Origin of the sequence: Muricomes intestini, from assembly GCF_004346165.1 — a bacterium.
GTDB lineage: Bacteria > Bacillota > Clostridia > Lachnospirales > Lachnospiraceae > Muricomes > Muricomes intestini.
In genome coordinates, this window is sequence record NZ_SLZZ01000009.1 from 113,413 (window position 1) to 133,388 (window position 19,976).

Annotated in this window: 21 protein-coding genes and 1 tRNA gene; 6 read left to right on the forward strand and 16 right to left on the reverse strand. The window is 42.8% G+C overall.

Annotated features, from left to right (window positions below; genetic code table 11):
* Position 1 precedes the first annotated feature (1 nt).
* From EDD59_RS08170 to EDD59_RS08195, 6 genes are read right to left on the reverse strand one after another with little or no spacing between them, the layout of a single operon-like run.
* The gene (locus tag EDD59_RS08170) at positions 2-1,714 is read right to left on the reverse strand and encodes a [Fe-Fe] hydrogenase large subunit C-terminal domain-containing protein (protein ID WP_132380821.1); all 1,713 of its coding nucleotides are present in this window, start codon (positions 1,712-1,714) and stop codon (positions 2-4) included.
* Positions 1,715-1,729: 15 nt separating this feature from the next.
* Positions 1,730-3,472, reverse strand: a complete 1,743-nt coding sequence (locus EDD59_RS08175; protein ID WP_132380823.1) for an NADH-dependent [FeFe] hydrogenase, group A6 — start codon at positions 3,470-3,472, stop codon at positions 1,730-1,732.
* A gap of 15 nt (positions 3,473-3,487) precedes the next feature.
* On the reverse strand, positions 3,488-5,275 hold the full coding sequence (gene nuoF / locus EDD59_RS08180) for an NADH-quinone oxidoreductase subunit NuoF (protein WP_132380825.1): 1,788 nt from the start codon (positions 5,273-5,275) through the stop codon (positions 3,488-3,490).
* 20 nt (positions 5,276-5,295) lie between these two features.
* Positions 5,296-5,676 (reverse strand): (2Fe-2S) ferredoxin domain-containing protein, encoded by a 381-nt coding sequence (locus EDD59_RS08185; RefSeq protein WP_132380827.1) that lies wholly within the window; start codon positions 5,674-5,676, stop codon positions 5,296-5,298.
* Positions 5,677-5,706: 30 nt separating this feature from the next.
* Positions 5,707-6,267 (reverse strand): ATP-binding protein, encoded by a 561-nt coding sequence (locus tag EDD59_RS08190; protein WP_132380829.1) that lies wholly within the window; start codon positions 6,265-6,267, stop codon positions 5,707-5,709.
* Positions 6,268-6,271: 4 nt separating this feature from the next.
* On the reverse strand, positions 6,272-6,766 hold the full coding sequence (locus EDD59_RS08195; protein WP_132380831.1) for an NADH-quinone oxidoreductase subunit NuoE family protein: 495 nt from the start codon (positions 6,764-6,766) through the stop codon (positions 6,272-6,274).
* Between the two features lie 177 nt (positions 6,767-6,943).
* On the opposite strand from EDD59_RS08195, the gene EDD59_RS08200 reads away from it, so the two are divergent.
* The 5 genes from EDD59_RS08200 to EDD59_RS08220 all read left to right on the forward strand — a co-directional run bounded on the left by EDD59_RS08200 (position 6,944) and on the right by EDD59_RS08220 (position 10,288).
* Complete coding sequence (locus EDD59_RS08200; protein ID WP_132380833.1) at positions 6,944-7,288, forward strand: DRTGG domain-containing protein; 345 nt, start codon at positions 6,944-6,946, stop codon at positions 7,286-7,288.
* Complete coding sequence (locus EDD59_RS08205; RefSeq protein ID WP_132380835.1) at positions 7,289-7,711, forward strand: ATP-binding protein; 423 nt, start codon at positions 7,289-7,291, stop codon at positions 7,709-7,711.
* A gap of 117 nt (positions 7,712-7,828) precedes the next feature.
* Positions 7,829-9,232: a [Fe-Fe] hydrogenase large subunit C-terminal domain-containing protein gene (locus EDD59_RS08210; RefSeq protein WP_132380837.1), complete on the forward strand. Its 1,404-nt coding sequence runs from the start codon at positions 7,829-7,831 to the stop codon at positions 9,230-9,232.
* Positions 9,233-9,236: 4 nt separating this feature from the next.
* Positions 9,237-9,569 (forward strand): DRTGG domain-containing protein, encoded by a 333-nt coding sequence (locus EDD59_RS08215; RefSeq protein ID WP_132380839.1) that lies wholly within the window; start codon positions 9,237-9,239, stop codon positions 9,567-9,569.
* Positions 9,566-10,288: a PHP domain-containing protein gene (locus EDD59_RS08220; RefSeq protein ID WP_132380841.1), complete on the forward strand. Its 723-nt coding sequence runs from the start codon at positions 9,566-9,568 to the stop codon at positions 10,286-10,288. Before EDD59_RS08215 ends, EDD59_RS08220 begins: the two co-directional genes overlap by 4 nt.
* Before the next feature lie 3 nt (positions 10,289-10,291).
* On the opposite strand, the gene EDD59_RS08225 is transcribed toward EDD59_RS08220, so the two are convergent.
* From EDD59_RS08225 to rbsK, 7 genes are all read right to left on the reverse strand, one after another.
* Positions 10,292-11,329: a LacI family DNA-binding transcriptional regulator gene (locus EDD59_RS08225; RefSeq protein ID WP_132380843.1), complete on the reverse strand. Its 1,038-nt coding sequence runs from the start codon at positions 11,327-11,329 to the stop codon at positions 10,292-10,294.
* A 136-nt stretch (positions 11,330-11,465) separates the two neighbouring features.
* The gene (deoC, locus tag EDD59_RS08230) at positions 11,466-12,119 is read right to left on the reverse strand and encodes a deoxyribose-phosphate aldolase (protein ID WP_132380845.1); all 654 of its coding nucleotides are present in this window, start codon (positions 12,117-12,119) and stop codon (positions 11,466-11,468) included.
* Positions 12,120-12,134: 15 nt separating this feature from the next.
* Positions 12,135-13,103, reverse strand: a complete 969-nt coding sequence (locus tag EDD59_RS08235) for an ABC transporter permease (protein ID WP_207670386.1) — start codon at positions 13,101-13,103, stop codon at positions 12,135-12,137.
* Between the two features lie 11 nt (positions 13,104-13,114).
* Positions 13,115-14,623: a sugar ABC transporter ATP-binding protein gene (locus EDD59_RS08240; RefSeq protein WP_132380849.1), complete on the reverse strand. Its 1,509-nt coding sequence runs from the start codon at positions 14,621-14,623 to the stop codon at positions 13,115-13,117.
* A 99-nt stretch (positions 14,624-14,722) separates the two neighbouring features.
* Positions 14,723-15,787 carry a substrate-binding domain-containing protein gene (locus EDD59_RS08245; RefSeq protein WP_132380851.1) on the reverse strand — a complete coding sequence of 355 codons (1,065 nt, stop codon included), beginning with the start codon at positions 15,785-15,787 and terminating at the stop codon, positions 14,723-14,725.
* A 54-nt stretch (positions 15,788-15,841) separates the two neighbouring features.
* A complete protein-coding gene (locus EDD59_RS08250; RefSeq protein ID WP_132380853.1) occupies positions 15,842-16,285 on the reverse strand; it encodes an RbsD/FucU family protein in 444 nt (147 codons plus the stop codon).
* A gap of 45 nt (positions 16,286-16,330) precedes the next feature.
* Complete coding sequence (gene rbsK / locus EDD59_RS08255) at positions 16,331-17,254, reverse strand: ribokinase (RefSeq protein ID WP_132380855.1); 924 nt, start codon at positions 17,252-17,254, stop codon at positions 16,331-16,333.
* 470 nt (positions 17,255-17,724) lie between these two features.
* On the opposite strand from rbsK, the gene EDD59_RS08260 reads away from it, so the two are divergent.
* Positions 17,725-17,795: transfer RNA gene (locus tag EDD59_RS08260), tRNA-Gly, on the forward strand.
* 412 nt (positions 17,796-18,207) lie between these two features.
* Here the strand turns inward: EDD59_RS08260 and EDD59_RS08265 are convergent.
* The 3 genes from EDD59_RS08265 to EDD59_RS08275 form a co-directional block, all read right to left on the reverse strand.
* Positions 18,208-18,576, reverse strand: a complete 369-nt coding sequence (locus tag EDD59_RS08265; RefSeq protein WP_132380857.1) for a P27 family phage terminase small subunit — start codon at positions 18,574-18,576, stop codon at positions 18,208-18,210.
* 228 nt (positions 18,577-18,804) lie between these two features.
* On the reverse strand, positions 18,805-19,029 hold the full coding sequence (locus EDD59_RS08270) for a hypothetical protein (RefSeq protein ID WP_132380859.1): 225 nt from the start codon (positions 19,027-19,029) through the stop codon (positions 18,805-18,807).
* 1 nt (position 19,030) lies between these two features.
* The gene (locus EDD59_RS08275; protein WP_165920893.1) at positions 19,031-19,879 is read right to left on the reverse strand and encodes a phage major capsid protein; all 849 of its coding nucleotides are present in this window, start codon (positions 19,877-19,879) and stop codon (positions 19,031-19,033) included.
* Between the last annotated feature and the right edge of the window lie 97 nt (positions 19,880-19,976).

Genomic DNA, 19,976 nt, shown 5'->3' on the forward strand with positions numbered 1-19,976 from the left:
ACTACTCTTCCCCTTGTTTCAAAATAGAGTCACTGAGCTTTGTCAGCGTTACCTTTGTCTCCGCGGTTGTCTCTCCCAAAAGGCCCGCAATCTCCTGAGCGGCCAACATCTGCTTTTCAATAACTTTCTGCGCCATTTCCACCATCTCTACCTTCTTTTCATAGCGCTGCTCTTTCATCCTTTCTTCCTCAGTCACATCTTGGAAGGTCACAAGTACAGAATCCAGATTTTCAATATATACAATATTTTCTTCTACGATCATATTCTCGTTTTTTAACTGTACCTTTTTATGAAGAATTGATTTCTTTGTACGCAAAGCCTGCTCAATATCCCCGGCTTCAATAAACTCAAAGATAAATCGCTGCACGGCCTCCTTTCTGCCGACACCTAGAAAATGCTGTGCCCTATTGTTACATTCTACAATCTGCATATCACTGTCAACGACGAACACCATATTTGGTGTCACATCCAGTATCACATTGGCCATAGACTCCGCCTTTGTCAATGCGTAGGGCATACACATGGAAAGCTCTGCCTTGTTCTGATAGACTGCAACGGCCTTATCCCGGCAGGTAGGATAACCGCAGGCACCGCAGTTGAGCTCATCATCGGCAGCATATTTCCCGGTGGATTTTAAAATTTCTCTGATCTCCGCCTCTGTGGGAACACTATCTGTCAGATGACTGTCCCTGAATTTCTTTGCGAGCTCCTGCGAACTCATAAAAGGTAATTTTCCGGCTGCTCGGTGTGATACAGAATTTTCAATTTTTATCTTTGCTTTTACAAAGGATGTGTTCCACCTTGCAGATGCAGGGCCTTTTGCACATCCGCCCTCACACACATTTGCCTCAATAAAACAGGCTTTTAGTTCACCTCTTTGAAGACAGTCCAGCATCTCCATACAGTTTGCAAGTCCGTCCACATAAACCTTATGATAAGTATCGGACTCTTTTTCAGCCACCACAGACTGAATGATTCCGCCGCTGACCGGATACATACGGTTTATCCCTGGATCAGGATTGCCCATCGGCATATCTTTGCAAGTATTCAACTGGATTCCTTCTTCTTCCAGCCAGAGCGCCAGTTCCTCAAATGTAAGAATCGCATCAATAGCACCGGAGACTCTCTCATCGCCGGCAGCCTCCTGCTTTTTGGCAATACACGGACCTAAGAATACTACTTTCACGTCATTCCCATATAGTTTCTTAATATACCGCCCATGGGCTACCATGGGCGATACTACCGGAGCCAGCAGATGGACACAGTCAGGATAATACTTCTCCACAAGATCGTTGACACTGGGACAGCATGTAGTAATGATATTGTCCATCTTCTTTTCCCGGATGATTTTTTTATACTCACCCGTCACCATGGCAGCTCCCTCCGCTGTCTCCCTGACTTCCGCAAATCCCAGTCTGTGCAGGGCATCCACGACCTGCCCGGGATAATCAAACTCCAATACTCCCAGATAAGAGGGGGCTATGGAAATAATTGTCTTATATCCCTGCCTTAAATATCCTCTTACCCTATCCATATCACTGGCAAATTTTTTTGCATTCTGAGGGCATATTTCCAGGCAGCGTCCACAATTGATACAGTGGTTTTTCAGAATGTGTGCCTGCTCATTTTGAATGGAAATTGCCTTCACCATGCAGTGGCGCACACATTTATAGCAATGCCTGCATTTTGCATCTTTAAAATCAATTACCCTCATGACCATGCCTTTCCTCTAATTAATGCTGCGTTTTACGTAACTGGTGTGCAGAATATGATGTGCTTTTTCACTTCCCGGCTCACCTAAGAATTCCTCGTACAGTTTCCTAATAGAAGGGTTTTCATGGGATTTTCTGATTGATTTTGCCTTATCATTATCATACAATGCCTTTGCGCGGGCAGCTTTAATATCTTCATAATTGCGGACATCTGCATGCACCTGAGGCTGGCCGCCTCCATTGACACACCCGCCGGGGCAGCACATAATCTCAACAAAGTGATAATCGGCTTCCCCATTTCGAATCTTATCCATAATATTCCGGGCGTTGGACAGACCTGATGCAACCGCTACCTTTACATTCATTCCTGCCACATTGTAGACGGCTTCCTTAATTCCTTGTGTCCCGCGAATTTCCTGGAATTCTACATTCGCCAGTTCTTCGCCTGTCAGGGTTTCCACCGCCGTGCGCAGAGCAGCTTCCATAACACCGCCGGTTGCACCGAAGATAACGCCTGCACCTGTGGATTCTCCCAGTGGATCGTCAAATCTCTCATCTGGAAGACTCCTGAAGTCAATCCCCAATTTGCGAATCAAGCGTGCCAGCTCTCTTGTTGTGATGGAGATGTCTACATCAGGAACGCCTGCTGCATTCTGGTCATCCCGGTCAATTTCAAATTTCTTTGCCGTGCAGGGCATAACGCTGACACATACAATATCCTCCGGGTCAAGCCCCATCTTCTGGGCGTAGTAAGTTTTGGAAATCGCCCCGAACATTTGCTGGGGAGATTTACAACTTGACAGATGTTCCAGCTGGTCTGGATAATAGTGTTCACAGTATTTAATCCAGCCCGGAGAACAAGAGGTCATTAGCGGGAGTACCCCGCCATTTTGTACGCGGTCCAGAAATTCATGAGCTTCCTCCATAATAGTCAGATCTGCGCTGAAATCTGTATCAAAAACTCTGTCAAATCCAATTCTGCGCAGAGCCGACGCCATTTTTCCTTCCACGTCTGTTCCCATAGGATAACCGAACTCCTCACCCAGCGCAGCCCTTACTGAAGGAGCTGGCTGTACAATCACATGTTTACTCTTATCCGCAATTGCAGCAAGCACATCATCCGTAAAGTCCTTCTCATACAATGCCCCGGTGGGACAGGCTGTTATACACTGGCCACAAGCTACACAACTCGTATTGCCCAATCCCATGTCAAAAGGAGAGCCTATAAACGTCGTAAACCCTCTGTTGTTCGGCCCGATGACGCCTACTGACTGTACCTTCTCACAGACAGCCGTACATCTTCTGCAAAGAATACACTTATTATTGTCACGGATCATATGGGGCGCACTGTCATCCAATTCATATTCCGGCGACACCCCGGCAAAATAATTCTCATCCTCCACTCCCAGCTCTTGGCAAAGCTCCTGCAGCTCACATTGACCGCTTCTTACGCAGGAAAGGCATTTCTTATCATGATTTGACAGGAGAAGCTCCAACGTACGTTTTCTGGAATCAATCAGTACAGGTGTGTTGGTCAAAACCTCCATCCCCTCAGTTATCGGATGTACACAGGCTGCGACCAGATTTCTTGCACCTTTTACTTCCACAATACACATACGGCAGGCCCCGATTTCGTTGATTTCCTTCAGAAAACACAAAGTGGGAATTTTAATTCCTGCGATATGTGCCGCATCCAGAATCGTAGAGCCTGCCGGTGCACAGACATCCAATCCGTTAATCTTTATATTTATATTTTCCATATTCCTTACCCTCTCTTATTCTTTATAAATTGCACCGAAACGGCATTTTTCCATACAGGCACCACATTTGACACATTTTTCCGGATTTATCATATGTGGTTCTTTCACACTGCCGGTAATTGCATCTGCCGGACAGACTCTTGCACATAAAGTACACCCTTTACATTTGTCGGCATCAATCCGATACTGAAGCAGGGCTTTGCATACTCCTGCAGGGCATCTCTTATCTACAATATGTGCAACGTATTCTTCTCTGAAATAACGGAGTGTAGAAAGTACCGGGTTCGGAGCAGTCTGCCCCAGTGCACACAGAGAATTAGATTTCAGGTGATAACACAATTCTTCCAGTTTGTCCAAATCCTCCAGCACTGCCTGCCCTTTTGTTATTTTTTCCAAAATCTCCAACATACGCCTTGTGCCGACACGGCATGGTGTACACTTTCCACAGGACTCATCCACTGTAAATTCCAGAAAAAATTTCGCAATATCTACCATGCAATTATCTTCATCCATAACAATCAGGCCGCCTGACCCCATCATGGAACCGATGGCAAGCAGATTATCGTAATCTATAGGTACATCAAAATGCTCAGCCGGAATGCATCCGCCGGATGGACCTCCTGTCTGTGCGGCTTTAAATTTCTTGTCTCCCGGAATACCTCCGCCTATTTCCTCAACAATTTCGCGCAGTGTGGTCCCCATTGGAATTTCGACCAGCCCCGTATTGTTAATTTTGCCTCCAAGAGCGAATACCTTTGTTCCCTTTGATTTTTCCGTACCCATGGAAGCAAACCACTGGGGGCCCTTAACAATAATCTGAGGGATATTGGCATAAGTCTCCACATTGTTCAAAATTGTCGGCCTCTGAAACAGACCTTTTACTGCCGGAAACGGAGGACGCGGCCTTGGCTCTCCTCTGTTCCCCTCGATAGAGGTCATAAGAGCTGTTTCCTCTCCACATACAAATGCACCGGCGCCAAGTCTTAGCTGGATGTCAAAATCAAAGCCACTGCTAAAGATATCTTTTCCTAACAAGCCGTATTCTCTTGCCTGTCCTATGGCAATCTCCAGACGCTTTACCGCGATCGGATACTCTGCGCGCACATAAATATAGCCCTGAGAAGCGCCTATGGCATAACCTGCAATTGCCATTGCTTCAAGGACCACGTGGGGATCCCCCTCTAATACAGAACGATCCATAAAAGCTCCCGGATCTCCTTCATCTGCATTACAACAGACGTATTTTTGTTCCGCATCATTGTCAGCCGCAAACTTCCATTTGAGCCCTGTTGGAAAACCAGCGCCTCCCCGGCCTCTTAACCCGCTGTCCAAAAGAATCTGAATGACATCTTCCGGTTTCTTTTCCGTTAAGACAATTCCCAGTGCCTCATAGCCGCCTGTCCCTATGTATTCCTCAATATTCTCCGGGTTGATAACACCACAATTGCGCAGCGCCACTCTTTTTTGCTTTTTATAAAACGTCGTCTCATTTAGAGGAAGAATATCTTCCGTCTTTGTTGTTTCATCATAAAGAAGGCGTTTCACAACCCTCCCTTTCAGCAGATGCTCAGATACAATCTCCGGAATATCATCCTCCTGGACCATAGAATAAAAAGATCCTTCGGGGTACACAATCATAATCGGTCCCAGGGCACACAATCCAAAACAGCCGGTCTGTACAACCCCAACCTCTTCCTTAAGCCCCTGGGCCTTAATTTCTTTCTTAAGCTTTTCTATAATTCTTCGGCTCCCGGATGAAGTGCACCCTGTTCCACCGCAAACCAAAACATGCGAACGATACATAATCATTTGCCTCCTTTTCCTTATTCAGTGCCCCTTTTCGCAGCACCTAATGTGTATTTCGTCACCACCTGACCGTCTAGCAAATGCATTCTCAGCACTTCCATCGCCTTTTCCGGAGTCATTTTTACATATGTAACTTTTTCCTTGCCCGGTTCCAGTACCTCTACAATCGGCTCATACTGACACAGTCCGATACAACCTGTCTGGGTCACATTGATATTCAGAAGCCCCTGTTCCTGCACCGCATCTGACAGGGCAGTAAGCACGGGCCTTGCACCACTTGCTATACCGCAGGTAGCCATTCCTACAATGACCCTGGTTTGTCCTTCATTCTCTGTGCGGACACCTACCTTTCCCTGCATCTTTTCTCTGATTGCACGTAACTCTTCAAGAGATTTCATAATTTTCCTCCATTTTCACTTTTTCCTGCTTTAGATATCTTTTCCCTGGTCGGTTTCTTCCCTGCCGGATCTGAGATACTCTTTAATGAATTTGGAAACCTCGGGATTGGAAAAGGAGATATCCTCCCCCAATATTTCCCGGATTTCACAAGTATCCAACACAAATTTATTCTCATTATACCGGTATGTATATATGAAATGGACTTTTTCATTAAAAACGACCAGTGTATATATTGTTGCGCTTATATCGCCCAGTGGCATTCTGTCTATATGTGATAACTTAAAAACGGCTCTTACCACTGTTCCTTTTCCTGGTTGTGACACAATGGAAAAGCTCCCTCCGGTGCTCTTGGCAGCCTGTTTAAAAAAGGGCACTCCCAATCCCACTTTTCTTGTAGTCCTGGTGGTGTAAAATGGATCCTGCACCTTCTCTGTCTGCTCTGCTGACATGCCGCAGCCATTGTCTTTGATAACAACCGTAAGTGCGTCCCCGCGGCTCATTACAGAAACTTCTATTTCAACAAGTGATGCACCTGCACGAATAGAATTCTCAGCGATATCCAATATGTTCAATGATATTTCAGGCATCATAGGCTTATTCGTATTTTGCTAAAATATCATCAATATCATCTACTGTAAGACGGCCATATACCTCTCCGTTGACCATCAAAACCGGAGCCAGGCCGCATGCCCCCACGCAGCGGCAGGCGTCCAGAGAGAACTTCCCGTCAGGCGTGCACTCCCCTCCTACAATCCCAAGCCTTTCCATCAGGGCATTATAAATATCTCCCGAACCTTTTACATAGCAGGCGGTTCCAAGACAGACGGATATCTGATACTTTCCTTTGGGGTTTAACGTAAACTGGGAATAAAATGTCACTACTCCGTAAATCTTTTCAAGCGGAATGCCTGTTTCATCAGATATCATCCTTTGTACCTCTATCGGAAGGTATCCGTAGATGTCCTGGGCCTTCTGCAAAATGGGCATCAGGGCTCCTTTTTCACCTTTTAGCTCAGATATCATTTTTAACAGTGATTCTTCCTGTTCTTTTGTCCCGGAAAACGGGACTACCTGTTTCTCTGCGAGCATTGCTTAACCTCCATTTTTAATTTCTGTTTACAACTTACAATATAATACCATGATATATCACAATTTTCCAGCATTATTATACTAAATATTGCATTTCGTTTGTTAAAATGTTATACTTGATAAAGATTTTTTCCGAAATATACAATATATTTTGTTCATTTTTTAACAGGAGGGGATATGACAATACGAGAAATTCAGGGACTGCTTAATGCCAACGTTCTGTTTGGAGATGAGTTATTGGATCTGGATACAAAATTTGCTTTCTCGGCCGATATGATGAGTGATGTCCTCGCCTTCGCCGAACATTGCTCTGTCCTGATTACCGGCCTGTGTAATCCTCAAGTCGTAAGAACCGCAGAGATGCTAGATATTGCCTGTATCATATTTGTTCATGGCAGAATGCCGGATAAGCATATTCTTGCACTGGCCCGGGAGAAGAAAATGGCAATTCTCACTACCGAACATTTTATGTTTACTACATGCGGCATACTCTATGAGCACGGGCTTAGGGGAGGTGTTTAAATGGATGAACAGCTTACATTTACCTATTCCGTACCAGGGGATGATTTTACTCGTGCCGGAGAAGCCAGCAGCGAAATTAAAAATAGACTAAAAATGCTCGGCGTGGACAGCCAGGCTATACGCAAGACTGCGATTGCCATGTATGAAGGTGAAATTAATATGGTGATTCATGCCAATGGAGGGACTATAGCCGTCACTATTTCCGACAAAGAGATTTCTATGATACTGACCGACAAAGGACCCGGGATTGCCGACATTGACAAGGCAATGCAGGAAGGCTATTCTACCGCCCCGGAGGAGGTCCGTTCTCTCGGTTTTGGTGCCGGTATGGGACTTCCAAACATGAAAAAATATTCAGATAAATTTCACATTGAATCAAAAGTGGGGGCGGGAACAACCGTTGCCATGAAAGTATATTTATGATACCAGGGTCACAAAGTGCGGAGCAATCCGTAGGTATCAGGGGGCAAAATACCTTTTGACCCCTACTCATATTTATAAGGAAACAACTTCACCAAGTAATATAAGCAGGGAGGCGCTATGGATAAATTTGTGCGTTCTGTCCGTCTGAAGACAGAGTCCTGTCAGGGCTGTATCAACTGCATCAAGTACTGCCCCACCCAGGCAATCCGCGTACATAATGGGAAAGCTCATATTATTGATAAGTTTTGCATAGACTGCGGCAGGTGTATCCGCTATTGCCCTCATCATGCAAAGATTCCCATTTACGATTCATTGAATGTACTGAACCTCTACAAATATACGGTAGCGCTTCCGGCTCCGTCGCTCTACGCACAGTACAATAACCTTACCAATGTAGACATTGTTCTCAATGCCCTTCTCAAATTAGGGTTTGACGATGTCTTTGAGGTCAGCGCTGCCGCAGAGCTTGTTTCCGAAGCTTCCAGGGAGTATATGAAGGCACATACGGAGGAGGGACCATTTATCAGTTCCGCATGTCCCTCTGTAGTGAGACTGATCCGTGTGAAATTTCCTGCACTGCTCCCCAAGCTCCTGCCCATAAAGCCTCCTGTAGAGGTGGCGGCAGAGATTGCCAGAGCCCGGGCCGTTGCAAAAACAGGCCTCTCCCCGGAAGACATTGGAGTCATTTTTATATCCCCCTGTCCTTCTAAGGTTTCCTATGTTAAAGCACCTCTCGGGATTGAAAAGAGCAGTATTGACAATGTAGTGGCAATCAAGGATGTCTATCCTCTGCTGCTTCCTCATATGACCAGGGATGAAAGTCAACTTGAGTCCCTCTCCATGTCCGGGCGCATTGGTCTTGGCTGGGGCAGCTCCGGAGGTGAGGTGGGCGGCCTTTTGATTGATAATTATCTTGCCGCCGACGGCATTGTAAATATTATGCGTGTTCTGGAGGGAATAGAGGATGAAAAGATACACGGCCTTAAGTTCATTGAGCTAAATGCCTGTAACGGTGGCTGTGTAGGCGGTACTCTCAATGTGGAAAATGGTTACGTCGCAACAGCCAAATCCAAACGTCTTCAGCGCTATCAGCCGGTAGCAAAGAGCCATCTTTCCTCACACCCTGAAGTCAAAGACATCCGATGGGATGACAAAATAGCATATGAGCCCGTATTCCGACTGGGAAACACCTTTAAAGAAAGTCTGGAAATGATGAGTACCGTAGAGGAACTCACAAAAAAGTTTCCAGGTCTGGACTGTGGCTCCTGCGGCGCACCTACCTGCCAGACACTTGCCGAAGATATTGTAAGAGGAGATGCCACCAGCAATGACTGTATCTATGTCCTGCGTGAACATATTGCCAGTCTCTCCAAAGAGATTGACTTTTTGTCCAAAGCATCCGGCCGTTCCTGCAGCTTTGAGGATGAAAGTACAAAATTACTTCATGAATATATCCATAAGCTCACAACAGAATTGGATGCATTCGGAGTTCCCCAGGGAAACAATGAGAAAGGAAAATAATACTATGAATTTACAAACTGTTTTAGATTTACCCGATTGCATGGTGCTGACAGGCGGAAACTCTCAGCGTGAAATTTCTAAAGTCTTTTGCTGTGACCTGTTGAGTATTGCCATGAGCAAAGCCCCGGCCGACGGTGTATGGGTAACTGTGATGGGGAACAGAAATACACTGGCTGTTGCTTCCTTGACGGACATTGCCTGTATTATCCTGGCGGAAGGTGCCGTTCTGGATGAGAATACCCTTGCACAGGCAGAAAAAGAGGAGATTGCGGTTCTCTCAACAGAACTCCCCATTTTTGATATAGCTTTGAAGGTTTATGAGGCAGGAAAACCATGACCGGATTATATTACGACCTACATATCCATTCCTGTCTTTCTCCATGTGGAGACAACAATATGACTCCCGCCAACATTGTGGGAATGGCTGCTGTAAAAAAACTAGATGTCATCGCGCTGACAGACCACAACAGCTGCAAAAACTGCCCGGCCGCCATGCTTCACGGACAAGCCTGTGGTGTCACAGTGATTCCCGGAATGGAACTGTGCACAGCGGAAGAAGTGCATGTGATCTGTCTATTTTCCACCCTGGAAGATGCGCTTCGTTTTGACACCTATGTCTATAAACATATGCTGCCTGTTAAAAATAAAGAGGAAATCTTTGGCAGCCAGCAGGTTATGAATGAACACGATGAAGTGACCGGAACCATAGAGAACCTCCTCATCAGCGCCACGGATATACCTTTTGATAATGTATTTTCCCTGGTGTCTTCTTTTGGCGGAATTGCTTACCCCGCACATGTGGACAAACGCTCTTCCAGCATCTTATCAAACCTCGGGTTTGTACCTTCAGACAGTACTTTCACTTGCGCAGAAATGCATGATTTAGAGAACTTACACCGGATACAGGAAGAACACCCATACTTTCTGCAATGCAATATCATAAGCAGCTCAGATGCGCATTATCTGGAGGACATCCGGGAGCCGGAATACCAGATATTCTCAAAATCACGAGATATAAAAGATATTTTGAAGGCTATTTCTGGGCAGAGATGTTAAGAGCTAACCTTTTTTCTCTATCATTTTTTCGGAGCCTCGGATAACAAGTTTTGTTTTCACCATATTGGTTTTTCTTATAACCTTTTCACCGCCCCCTCTACATGCTGTAAGAAAATTGTATTCTAACAATTCAAGTGCAGCACACCCCATCTCATAAATTGGCCTGTCTACAACCGTCAGCCGAATATCTGTATATTCAAGTTCTCTAATCTCATCAAAGCAGACCATGGAGATATCTCGTCCAATCTTCAAGTCATTTTCTTTTAGGTATCTTAGACAGCCAAGTGTTGTCAGGTTATTGGATGTAAAAACTGCTGTGGGACGATCTTCCAACTCCATTAGTAACTTACAAGCCTCATAAGATTCTTTTTCTTTAAACATTCCGTTGACAATGTATTCTGTTCTTTGCTCAATGCCGGCATCTTTCAACGCTTTTTTGTATCCTCTGAGTCGTTCCCGGCCTGGCCTTGTGTCAAGTTCCCCTGTAATAGCGGCAATTTTTTTGTGTCCGGCATCAATCAGGCAACGAACTGCATCATAAGCTCCTTCATAATCATTGGAAAAAACTCCATCAAAATCTGACTGATAAATATCCCTATCCAATAATACCACTGGAATTTGATTCTTTTCAATCTTTTCAAGTCTCTCTGCTGTGCCTTTATCTTTATCACTAACCGGAATAATAATAATTCCTTTTACCGTTTCTTTCCGAATTCCATCCAGTATTCGATGCTCCACAGACAAATTATCATTTGTTCCATACATAAATACGTTATACTCATATTGATTTGCCGTGTCCAGCAGGCCATGAAATATCTTACTGAAGAAAGGATTCTCAATATCCGGAGCCAGAAAAGCTATGTTTTGAGAATCTCCAACGCTCAAGTTTCTTGCAAGAGAATTTGGAACATAATTTTTTTCTTCAATAATCTTTAGAACTCTTTTTCTAGTCTCTGCTTTTACATTCTTATTACCGTTAACAACACGTGATACAGTCGTCGGGGATACCCCCGCCGCTATCGCAATATCATATATATTCATCTGTTGCCTCATCCCCTTATCGCAAACTTTCCGACCACATACTTTTTTAAATTTACAATAGCATTTTCGAATCTTTTCGTCAAATAATTTTGCCCATTTATATACTTTTCTGAAGGGATAGGGCTTTTTATATATCTCAGCAGCCTGCTATAATTGCCGCTGCATTGCTTGTTCCAATGCGAGTAGCTCCCGCCTCAACCATAGCTTTTGCAGTTTCATAATCACGTACTCCACCGGAAGCTTTTACGCCCATATCCGCCCCCACTGTCCGGCGCATCAGACAAATATCATTTACCGTCGCTCCCCCCGTTGAAAACCCAGTAGAAGTTTTCACAAAATCAGCGCCCGCTTCTTTAGCAGCTATACAGGCTTTCACTTTTTCCTTGTCTGTAAGCAGACATGTCTCAATAATAACTTTTACAAGTGCTCTCCCATTAGACGCAGATACAACTCCTGCAATATCTTTTTTTACATACTCCCAATCACCAGCTTTTGCAATTCCTACATTGATAACCATATCCACTTCATTCGCACCTTTCTTTATGCTGTCAATGGTCTCTGCCTCTTTTGTTTCTGTTGTACAAGCTCCCAATGGAAATCCAATTACACAACATGTCTTTATATCAGAATTTGCAAGTTCTTTAGAAACAAGTGGTACATAGCTTGAATTCACACATACAGATGCACATCCATATATTTTCGCTTCCTCACATATCTTGATAATCTGTTCCGGCGTTGCATCCGCTTTTAGCAATGTATTATCCAAATACTTCGCTATATTTTTTTCCATTTTCCTTATCCCCTTTCAAGCTTTCTTTCTGTTCTTTAACATATCCATCGTCACAGCAAAAATAATTAATACACCGCTTGTAATTTCAAGTACATGTGTATTCAAGCCAAACTGTACTCCTGCATTGTTAATCAATACCATAAGAATTGTACCAAGAACAGTACCTGTAATTGTTCCTTTACCACCAGTCAATGATGCGCCACCAATTACAGCCGCAGCAATGGCATTCATATCATATCCTTCCCCACCAGTTGGAAGAGCACTTTGCACACGTGCAGCCAGCATGATGCCGGCAATTCCATACAAGAGCCCTGCTGCTGCATATGTCGCATAGAACATTTTTCTAACTTTAATTCCGCTTAACCTTGCAACTTCAACACCACTTCCTACGACATAAAGGCTTCTCCCGAAAATTGTATATTTCAGAATGAACCATATAGCAACAGCCACTACGGCCCAAAATATTGCCAGCACTGGAAGCACTCCAAACAGATTCGTGTTTCCCATGTTTAGAATGTGCTGATTGATACCAGTAACTGTAAGAGCATTACTGATAATTTTCACAAAACCGCGAACTATGGTCTGCATACCAAGCGTTGCAATCATCGGAGGAACTTTTAAATCAAAAATAATAATACCGTTCAAAAACCCCACTGCTACTCCAATTACAAGTGCAATAGTAAGTGTTAGTACAAAATTCATGTTTGTATTCCTCTGTAAGAGCGCAAGCGCCATACAGGATAACCCCGTGATTGCACCGCCACTGATATCAATGCCGCCAGTAATGATAATTATTGTCTGTGCTGCGGCCATAACACCAATAATTGCACACTGTTTCATGAGATTTGTAATGTTATAAAGTGTACAGAAATTGTCTGTAAAAATCGATGCCGCCACGAAAAGAATAATAATAATTAATCCCAATGTAAATTCTGTCTGCTGAAGTGCGTTTCCCTTTAACTTCGTCTTCTTTGCCTTTTCCATGATAATCCTCCTTAGCCCTCATCGGATGCTTTTTTCAAGACATCCTCCTCATTTAAGTCTGTTATCTCATTAAGATTAAACTCTCCGGTAATTCTGCCTTGTGCCATCACAAACAGACGATCTGACAATCCCATTACTTCTGGCAAATAGGAAGAAATAAGTATAATTCCTTTACCTTTTGCAATCAGATTTTCCATAATCTTATAGATTTCTTCCTTAGCTCCTACATCAACACCAACTGTAGGTTCATCAAAAATTAAAATATCAGGATCCCTGCAAAGTAATTTTGCAATAACAACCTTCTGTTGATTTCCTCCCGACAAGTTTCCTGCCAGCTGCATCATACTGGGGGTTTTTACATTGACATCCTTGGAATATTTTTTAGCCCTTTCAGACTCTCTTTTTAGGGAAATGATACTTCTTTTACTAATCATATCATAAGAATTCATATTAATATTAGTTTTAATAGGAAGCGATAATGCTAACCCATCTGTAAGGCGGTCCTCTGTCAAAAAACCAATTCCATGTTCAAGGGCTGATGCCGGATCCTTAATATCCACCTTTTTCCCTCTAACATATACATCACCACTTAAGCGTTTCTCCACACCGCATAATGCCCTCATAATCTCACTGCGTCCAGCCCCGACCAGTCCGGCGAACCCTATAATCTCACCTGAATGGAGAGAGAAATTAATGTTTTTAAAATGCAAACTATCACTGAAATTTCCAACTCTGAGAAGTTCCTCTCCCTGTTCCTGTTTCTTAATATTGTAGATATCAGATAACTCTCTCCCGACCATCATATTAATTAACGAGTCTTTTGTTACATCTGCTATTGCCTTCGTATCAATATAAGTACCATCTTTTAGAATTGTAACATTGTCACAAATATCCATAATTTCTTCCAGCCGATGTGAAATATATATGATACTTACACCATTATTTTTTAATTCTTTGATAAACTTATAAAGAGTCTCAACTTTTTCATTCTCAAGAAGTGCTGTTGGCTCATCAAAAATAACTATTTTCAGATCATCACTTACAGAAATTTTGCTAATCGTAACCATCGCCTGCATTGCAATAGGCAAGCTTGAGATTTTTTGCCGTGGATTAACACTCATGCCAAACTTGTCGATAATTTTCTGGCTGTCCCTATACATTCTTTTCCAGTCAACCCGGCCAAACTTTCCTTTAGGCTGACGTCCAAGATAATAATTCTCCGCAATACTAAGTTCTGGTGCAATATTTACATGCTGATAGTTTGCATATACACCATGACTCTGGGCCTTCAATGCATTCGTATTCTCAACCCATTCACCATTATAATTCATTAGTATTTTGCCTTCATCTGCTCTTTCGACACCCATGATGCATTTGATGAGCGTAGACTTCCCTGCGCCATTTTCCCCGCAAAGTGCCCTCACTTCACCCGCTTTAATCTCAAAACTCACATTATTCAGTGCCGTTACACCAGGATAGAATTTACTAATATTTTCAATCTTTAAAATTGTGTCCTGCATGATTCTTACCCTCTTCTTTAGTAAGGGGCACATAAGCAGCGCCCCTTACATCAAATCATTATCATCGTTATTAAAGTGTAACCGGATTTCTATTAAAAACTATTTTTGGAGTCTTGTCGGATCTAATAGGTCCTGCATCTCTTCCTCATCCATATTATCCTTTGTAATAACAACAGGCGGGCAGTTCACCTGTTTCTCAGACTCCGGATTCTTCCCCTGCACCAATGTCTGAAGAACATTCTCCATACACTTATATCCCTGTGCATAGGCATCCTGAACGATGATTGCATCAAGTACTCCATTCTTAAGAGCCTGTATTTCAATATCATCAGAATCAACTGCTACATTAACAAATTTGTCTCCGACCTTTGCTGCTGCAACTGCATTGCAGACACCATCACCTGTGATATTGTTTCCTGAATACATACCGATTAACTTGTTTCCATATGTAGAAATAATATTCTCAGCATTTTCCTGTGCTGTTTCAACAACATTACCATTGTAATATGTATCTGTCAGTTCGAGTTCCGGTGCAATTTCAGCTATCTTTGTTCTAAAAGAATCTACTCTGTGGTTCAGGGCTTCATTCTCAACATTGGTGTTCATGCCAAGAATGCCTTCTTTGATTCCTTTCGCATCCATGGCATCTTTAAATGCCTCTGCTGCCATCTCACCGATAGTATCATTTGAACAATAATAAAATTCATTATAATATTCTTCATTCGCCCCATCATCGCCAGTTCCGATGCCACAATTGACGAAATTAAGAACAATGCCTGCATTTGTGGCTTCCTGAGCTTTTGGTACTGTTGCATCAATCGCCAGAGTAGCTGTTACGATTGCATCTGGTTGTTTCCCGATACATTCTTCAAAAGTAGTTACATAATCCTCTGTCTGGCTTTCCTCTGCAGGTCCAACCACCTCATAATCCACTTTAATTCCTTCACTCTTTTCGATATCTTTCATCGCATTCTCAACACCGATTCCAACATACGTCCAAAACTGGGAAGCTGTTGAAGGTGTAAGATAAATCACATGATACTCCTTCCCTTTTCCTTCCTCCTCAGCACTCTTTGATGAAGAACCTGCTTTGTTTCCACATGCTGCCAGTAAAAATGTCATGGCTCCCACTAATAACACAGATAGCATTTTTCTTGTCTTCATAATTTTCCTCCTTCTATTTGTTGTGTTACACTTTAAAATAAATCTAATGCTACGTTACATAACGCCCTTTTGTAATATGAAACATCCATAAGGTCGTGTTTCACTTGTACATATGGTAAGAACTGCTCTTCCCGCCTTTTCATAAAATTTTGTTCTCTCAATTGGTCCTGCACAGTTTGCTTTATAGCCATTTTCCTCTGCTGCAGCAATAGCTTCATCCCATGTATCACATTGTTCCATAGTAATTCCCGCATCTGTATCTGGGACCATGTATTCCAGTGGGGTTTTGCAGTATTCCACATCCAGCGGCATAAGCTTTAAGATTGCATCAATCATCTCTGGAGCTGTATTTCCCTTTGCCTGAACACTCACTGCATTCGGAGACTTGGAATATGGGGGATAGAAATGATCCGCCACCACCAGGATATCTCCATGTCCCATGTCTGCCAGAGCCTTTAATAAATCTGAGCCAATAATTTCCGGTATACCTTTTAACATTTTTTCTTTTCCTCCTTTTTATGATTCATTTCTTGCGATTCTTTTCTACTCATGATCTGCTAAAAACTTATCTACTGCCTCACGAGAGGGCATTGACGGAGTTGTCCCCAGCTTCTGCACAGAAAGCGCTGCAAGTGCATTAGCAAATCTCACTGCATCCCACAGCTCTTTTTCTTCCGCAAGGGCGGCAAGAAGTCCACCATTAAAAGCATCCCCTGCTCCTGTAGTGTCAACAACCTTCACTTTATAAGCCGGGATAATCGCCTCTTTCCCCTTGGATGAAACAAAGACTCCGCGGGACCCCAGAGTAATAACTACGTCTGTCACCCCCTTTTTCTTGAAGTATGCTGCTGCTTTTTTTGCAGAATCTAAATTTGTAACCGCAATTCCCGTGATAGCCTCCGCCTCTACTTCATTCGGCGTTACCATATAACATTTAGCCAAAAACTCATCCGTTATTGGTACATATGGTGCAGTATTCAAAATAACTTTACATCCATATTTATTGGCCAAATCAGCGACCATCTCATTAGCGTTCTGGTTTACTTCCAGTTGAAGAAGAACATATTCGCATTTTCTAATAACGTCTTCTATGCTTGCAACTTCTCCTGCCGTAATGGTGTTACACGCACCCGGAACAATTATAATTTCATTCTGACTCGTATTCTCATCTACAATAATTAATGCAATCCCCGTCTCGGTATCTTTATTAAGAAAAATATGTTCCCGGGACATTCCCAAGTCTTTCATTGTATCTAATATAACATCCGCAAAGCTGTCTGTGCCTACCTTCGTCACCATAACAACATCAGAACCTGCCTTGTGTGCAGCTACACATTGATTAAATCCCTTCCCTCCCGGCCCCATCTTAAACATAGAGCCTTTTACAGTTTCACCCGGTACAGGAAGATGTGGACTTCTTGCCATTAAATCTACGACAAAACTCCCAAACACTGCTGCCTTCTTCATTCTTCTGCTCCTCCTCTTATCACCCTTCAAAGTAGCTATGCAATTATGCAAGCGGTTTCCTTTTCTTTTTATAATCGTATTCTCTATAAGCAATTATGTCAATGATTATTTGAAATATATTTGAAATTTTGTTAAATTATACTGTTTATTACTTTATTTTTTGTGCATATCTTACTATAAGTTTTATTTTAATTTATTGAAACCACTTTCATAATTATCTCAGTTTATAGACTTTAACAGCATTGTCTTGTTGCTAGTCTTCCTTTAAATTGATAATCGTATTTTACATATTGCAATCTTTCGATTAGTGTTTTGCTGGTTGAGTGTGTAGGTAGAAATACTACTAGATATGTCAAATTCTTTCAATTATTCTTATACGGTTCTAAAAACCGTGGGCAAATTTTAGATATGAAAGCGAAAATTTTCTGCTTGCTTTTACATGATAAAAGTGGTATAATACAACCTGTGATGCAGATATAGTTCATTGGTAGAATGCTAGCTTCCCAAGCTGGAGAGGCGGGTTCGATTCCCGTTATCTGCTTTTTTTGTGCCCTAAATACCATAGATTCAACATTCTTCAATGGCTCTGATACTAATTTGATACTATTTAAGATAATTATTATGCTGGATTCCTCAATACCTCTGATACGGTATTTCACCGATTCAGGGTAATGGTTTACAACCGTACCTCTGGGTACACTTGAAGGTGTCGCAATTTGCTACTCCCCTTTAGACGGGGTAACGCTTAGCTCCGTACCTGAAGGTACGCTGGTAAAAACAAAAGGATAGGAACCATTGTCCTACCCTTTAATTACCTTCTGCGCCTCTTGAAAGCCCCGTATTTCGTTTATATAATAAAACAGGAATTCTTGCCTCTTGTGCTTATGTGCCTTATATGCCCGTCTGACAGCCTTACACGCTGTTGGGTCTTTATATCCTTCGTGATTTCTCAATTAATTTCCCACCCCTTTATACTTTTCCATAAGCTGGGCAAACGGGGACTTCTCCTGCTCCGGCTGCTCAACTTCTGTATTGTATGCCTTAGGGTTCAGCCGCAGCTTGTCAGAATATACGCCGATATCCTTTCTCAATCCCTCCAGACTTGTATAAACAGGGTTCTTTTTGCCCTCACTTTTCTCTGTGGCAATGATAACAGAATACTCTCCCTCTTCAAACTTCCGGCTTAAAACATTATATTGATAAATCATGTCTGTGTATATCTCGATAAGCTGATTATACTGCAATTTGTAGGTTCCTAACTCTTTCATATAGGCTATGGTTCTTCGTCTGATTGTTTCCCTCGTAGGAATGTTTTTACTCACTTAATATCACCTCATTTCACTGTTGAAAAATTTATCTGATAATGTCCATACACTTGGAAACAGCTTCCTCTCCCGGTTCCTTAAAGCCGTCCTTGCCACCTTCAGACCGGGGGGCATATCCCTCTACGCCTCCAGCACCTCTTCCCCTGTATAAAGCAATACAAGGCATCTGCTATAGATACCCTGTAGAGCTTTTCAGGAAATTAATTCCCATGTACCGCTGGCGCGTTATTTTTCTCTGTGCTGAATTCCGGTTCTGCCTTTGTCCTCCAGTGCCTCGGCTATTCTGTCCAGGCGTTCCAGCAGCATCAGCTGAAGCAATACATTTGTTGCCGCCTGCTCCTGTTCGTCTGTCATTTCTCCGTATCCGTCCAATATATCCACAAAGCCTTTGAACTTATTGTTAATAGATTCTGTCTTTGCCTCTTCCAGTTGTTTCTTTAAGTCTGCCATGTTATTCCCCGTCCTTTCCGAATCCTGTGATTCTGCTAATATGTTTCGGCTGCAATACTACACAATCAATCATTGATGCTATCCTGAAGCAGACAAGGCCTCTCTCAATACTTGCTGTGTCCCCGTCAAATACTTTTACGTTCACACCCATCTGCACACCAATCAATAAGGCACTGGGGTCAAACACTAATATGTCACTGCCTGCCGCTGCATCATATGCCAGCTGGTTAGATACTATCTGACTTACATCTGTGATTGCTTTAGGCGGTGTCAGGTACTGGCCATTCTTATCCTTTAACAGTGATAGCACCTGTTCTGTATTAGCGTTCATTGCCATTGTGGCAGCTACTCCATTGTTGGCTCTGATCTGTCCAATAGCTCTTACTACATCATCATAGTCGGAAGTGCTGGCTGCTATGGTATTGATGTCTGCATTGTTAAAGATACCAGCCGGAGCATATTCCTGTGGGGTTGTGCCAGAGTATACACCGTATAACATGCCCTGGTCTATTCCTTCTGCTACTGCCTTACCAAAAGAATCTGTCAGGATTGCATCAAGGTTCTGTGCTGACTGTATGGCCTCCATTGATACATAAGCATAGCCGTAAATGGTCTTTGAATTCAGTGTAACGCCTTCCAGTTCAAGCGGTGTACTCTCTGTAGCCTTTTCTCCCTCTGGCTTAAATGCTACCTGTAAATCCTCTTTAATCTTTGCTACTGTAAGATTGTTCGTTTCCATTACCACTGTAGGAACTCCTGACGCTGTGAATACGCTAAGGTTTCTTGCCTTGTCTACAATGTTGGAATAGAGCGGTGCAGGGATCAATGCATTGGCTCCTGATGTCAACATGGTGTTATTCACCATTTTACATGCCCCTAATCTTTTCCTTTTCAAGCAAATTAAAAGAAGGTACTGAGTAAATTATTCTGATGCATTATGCGTCAGA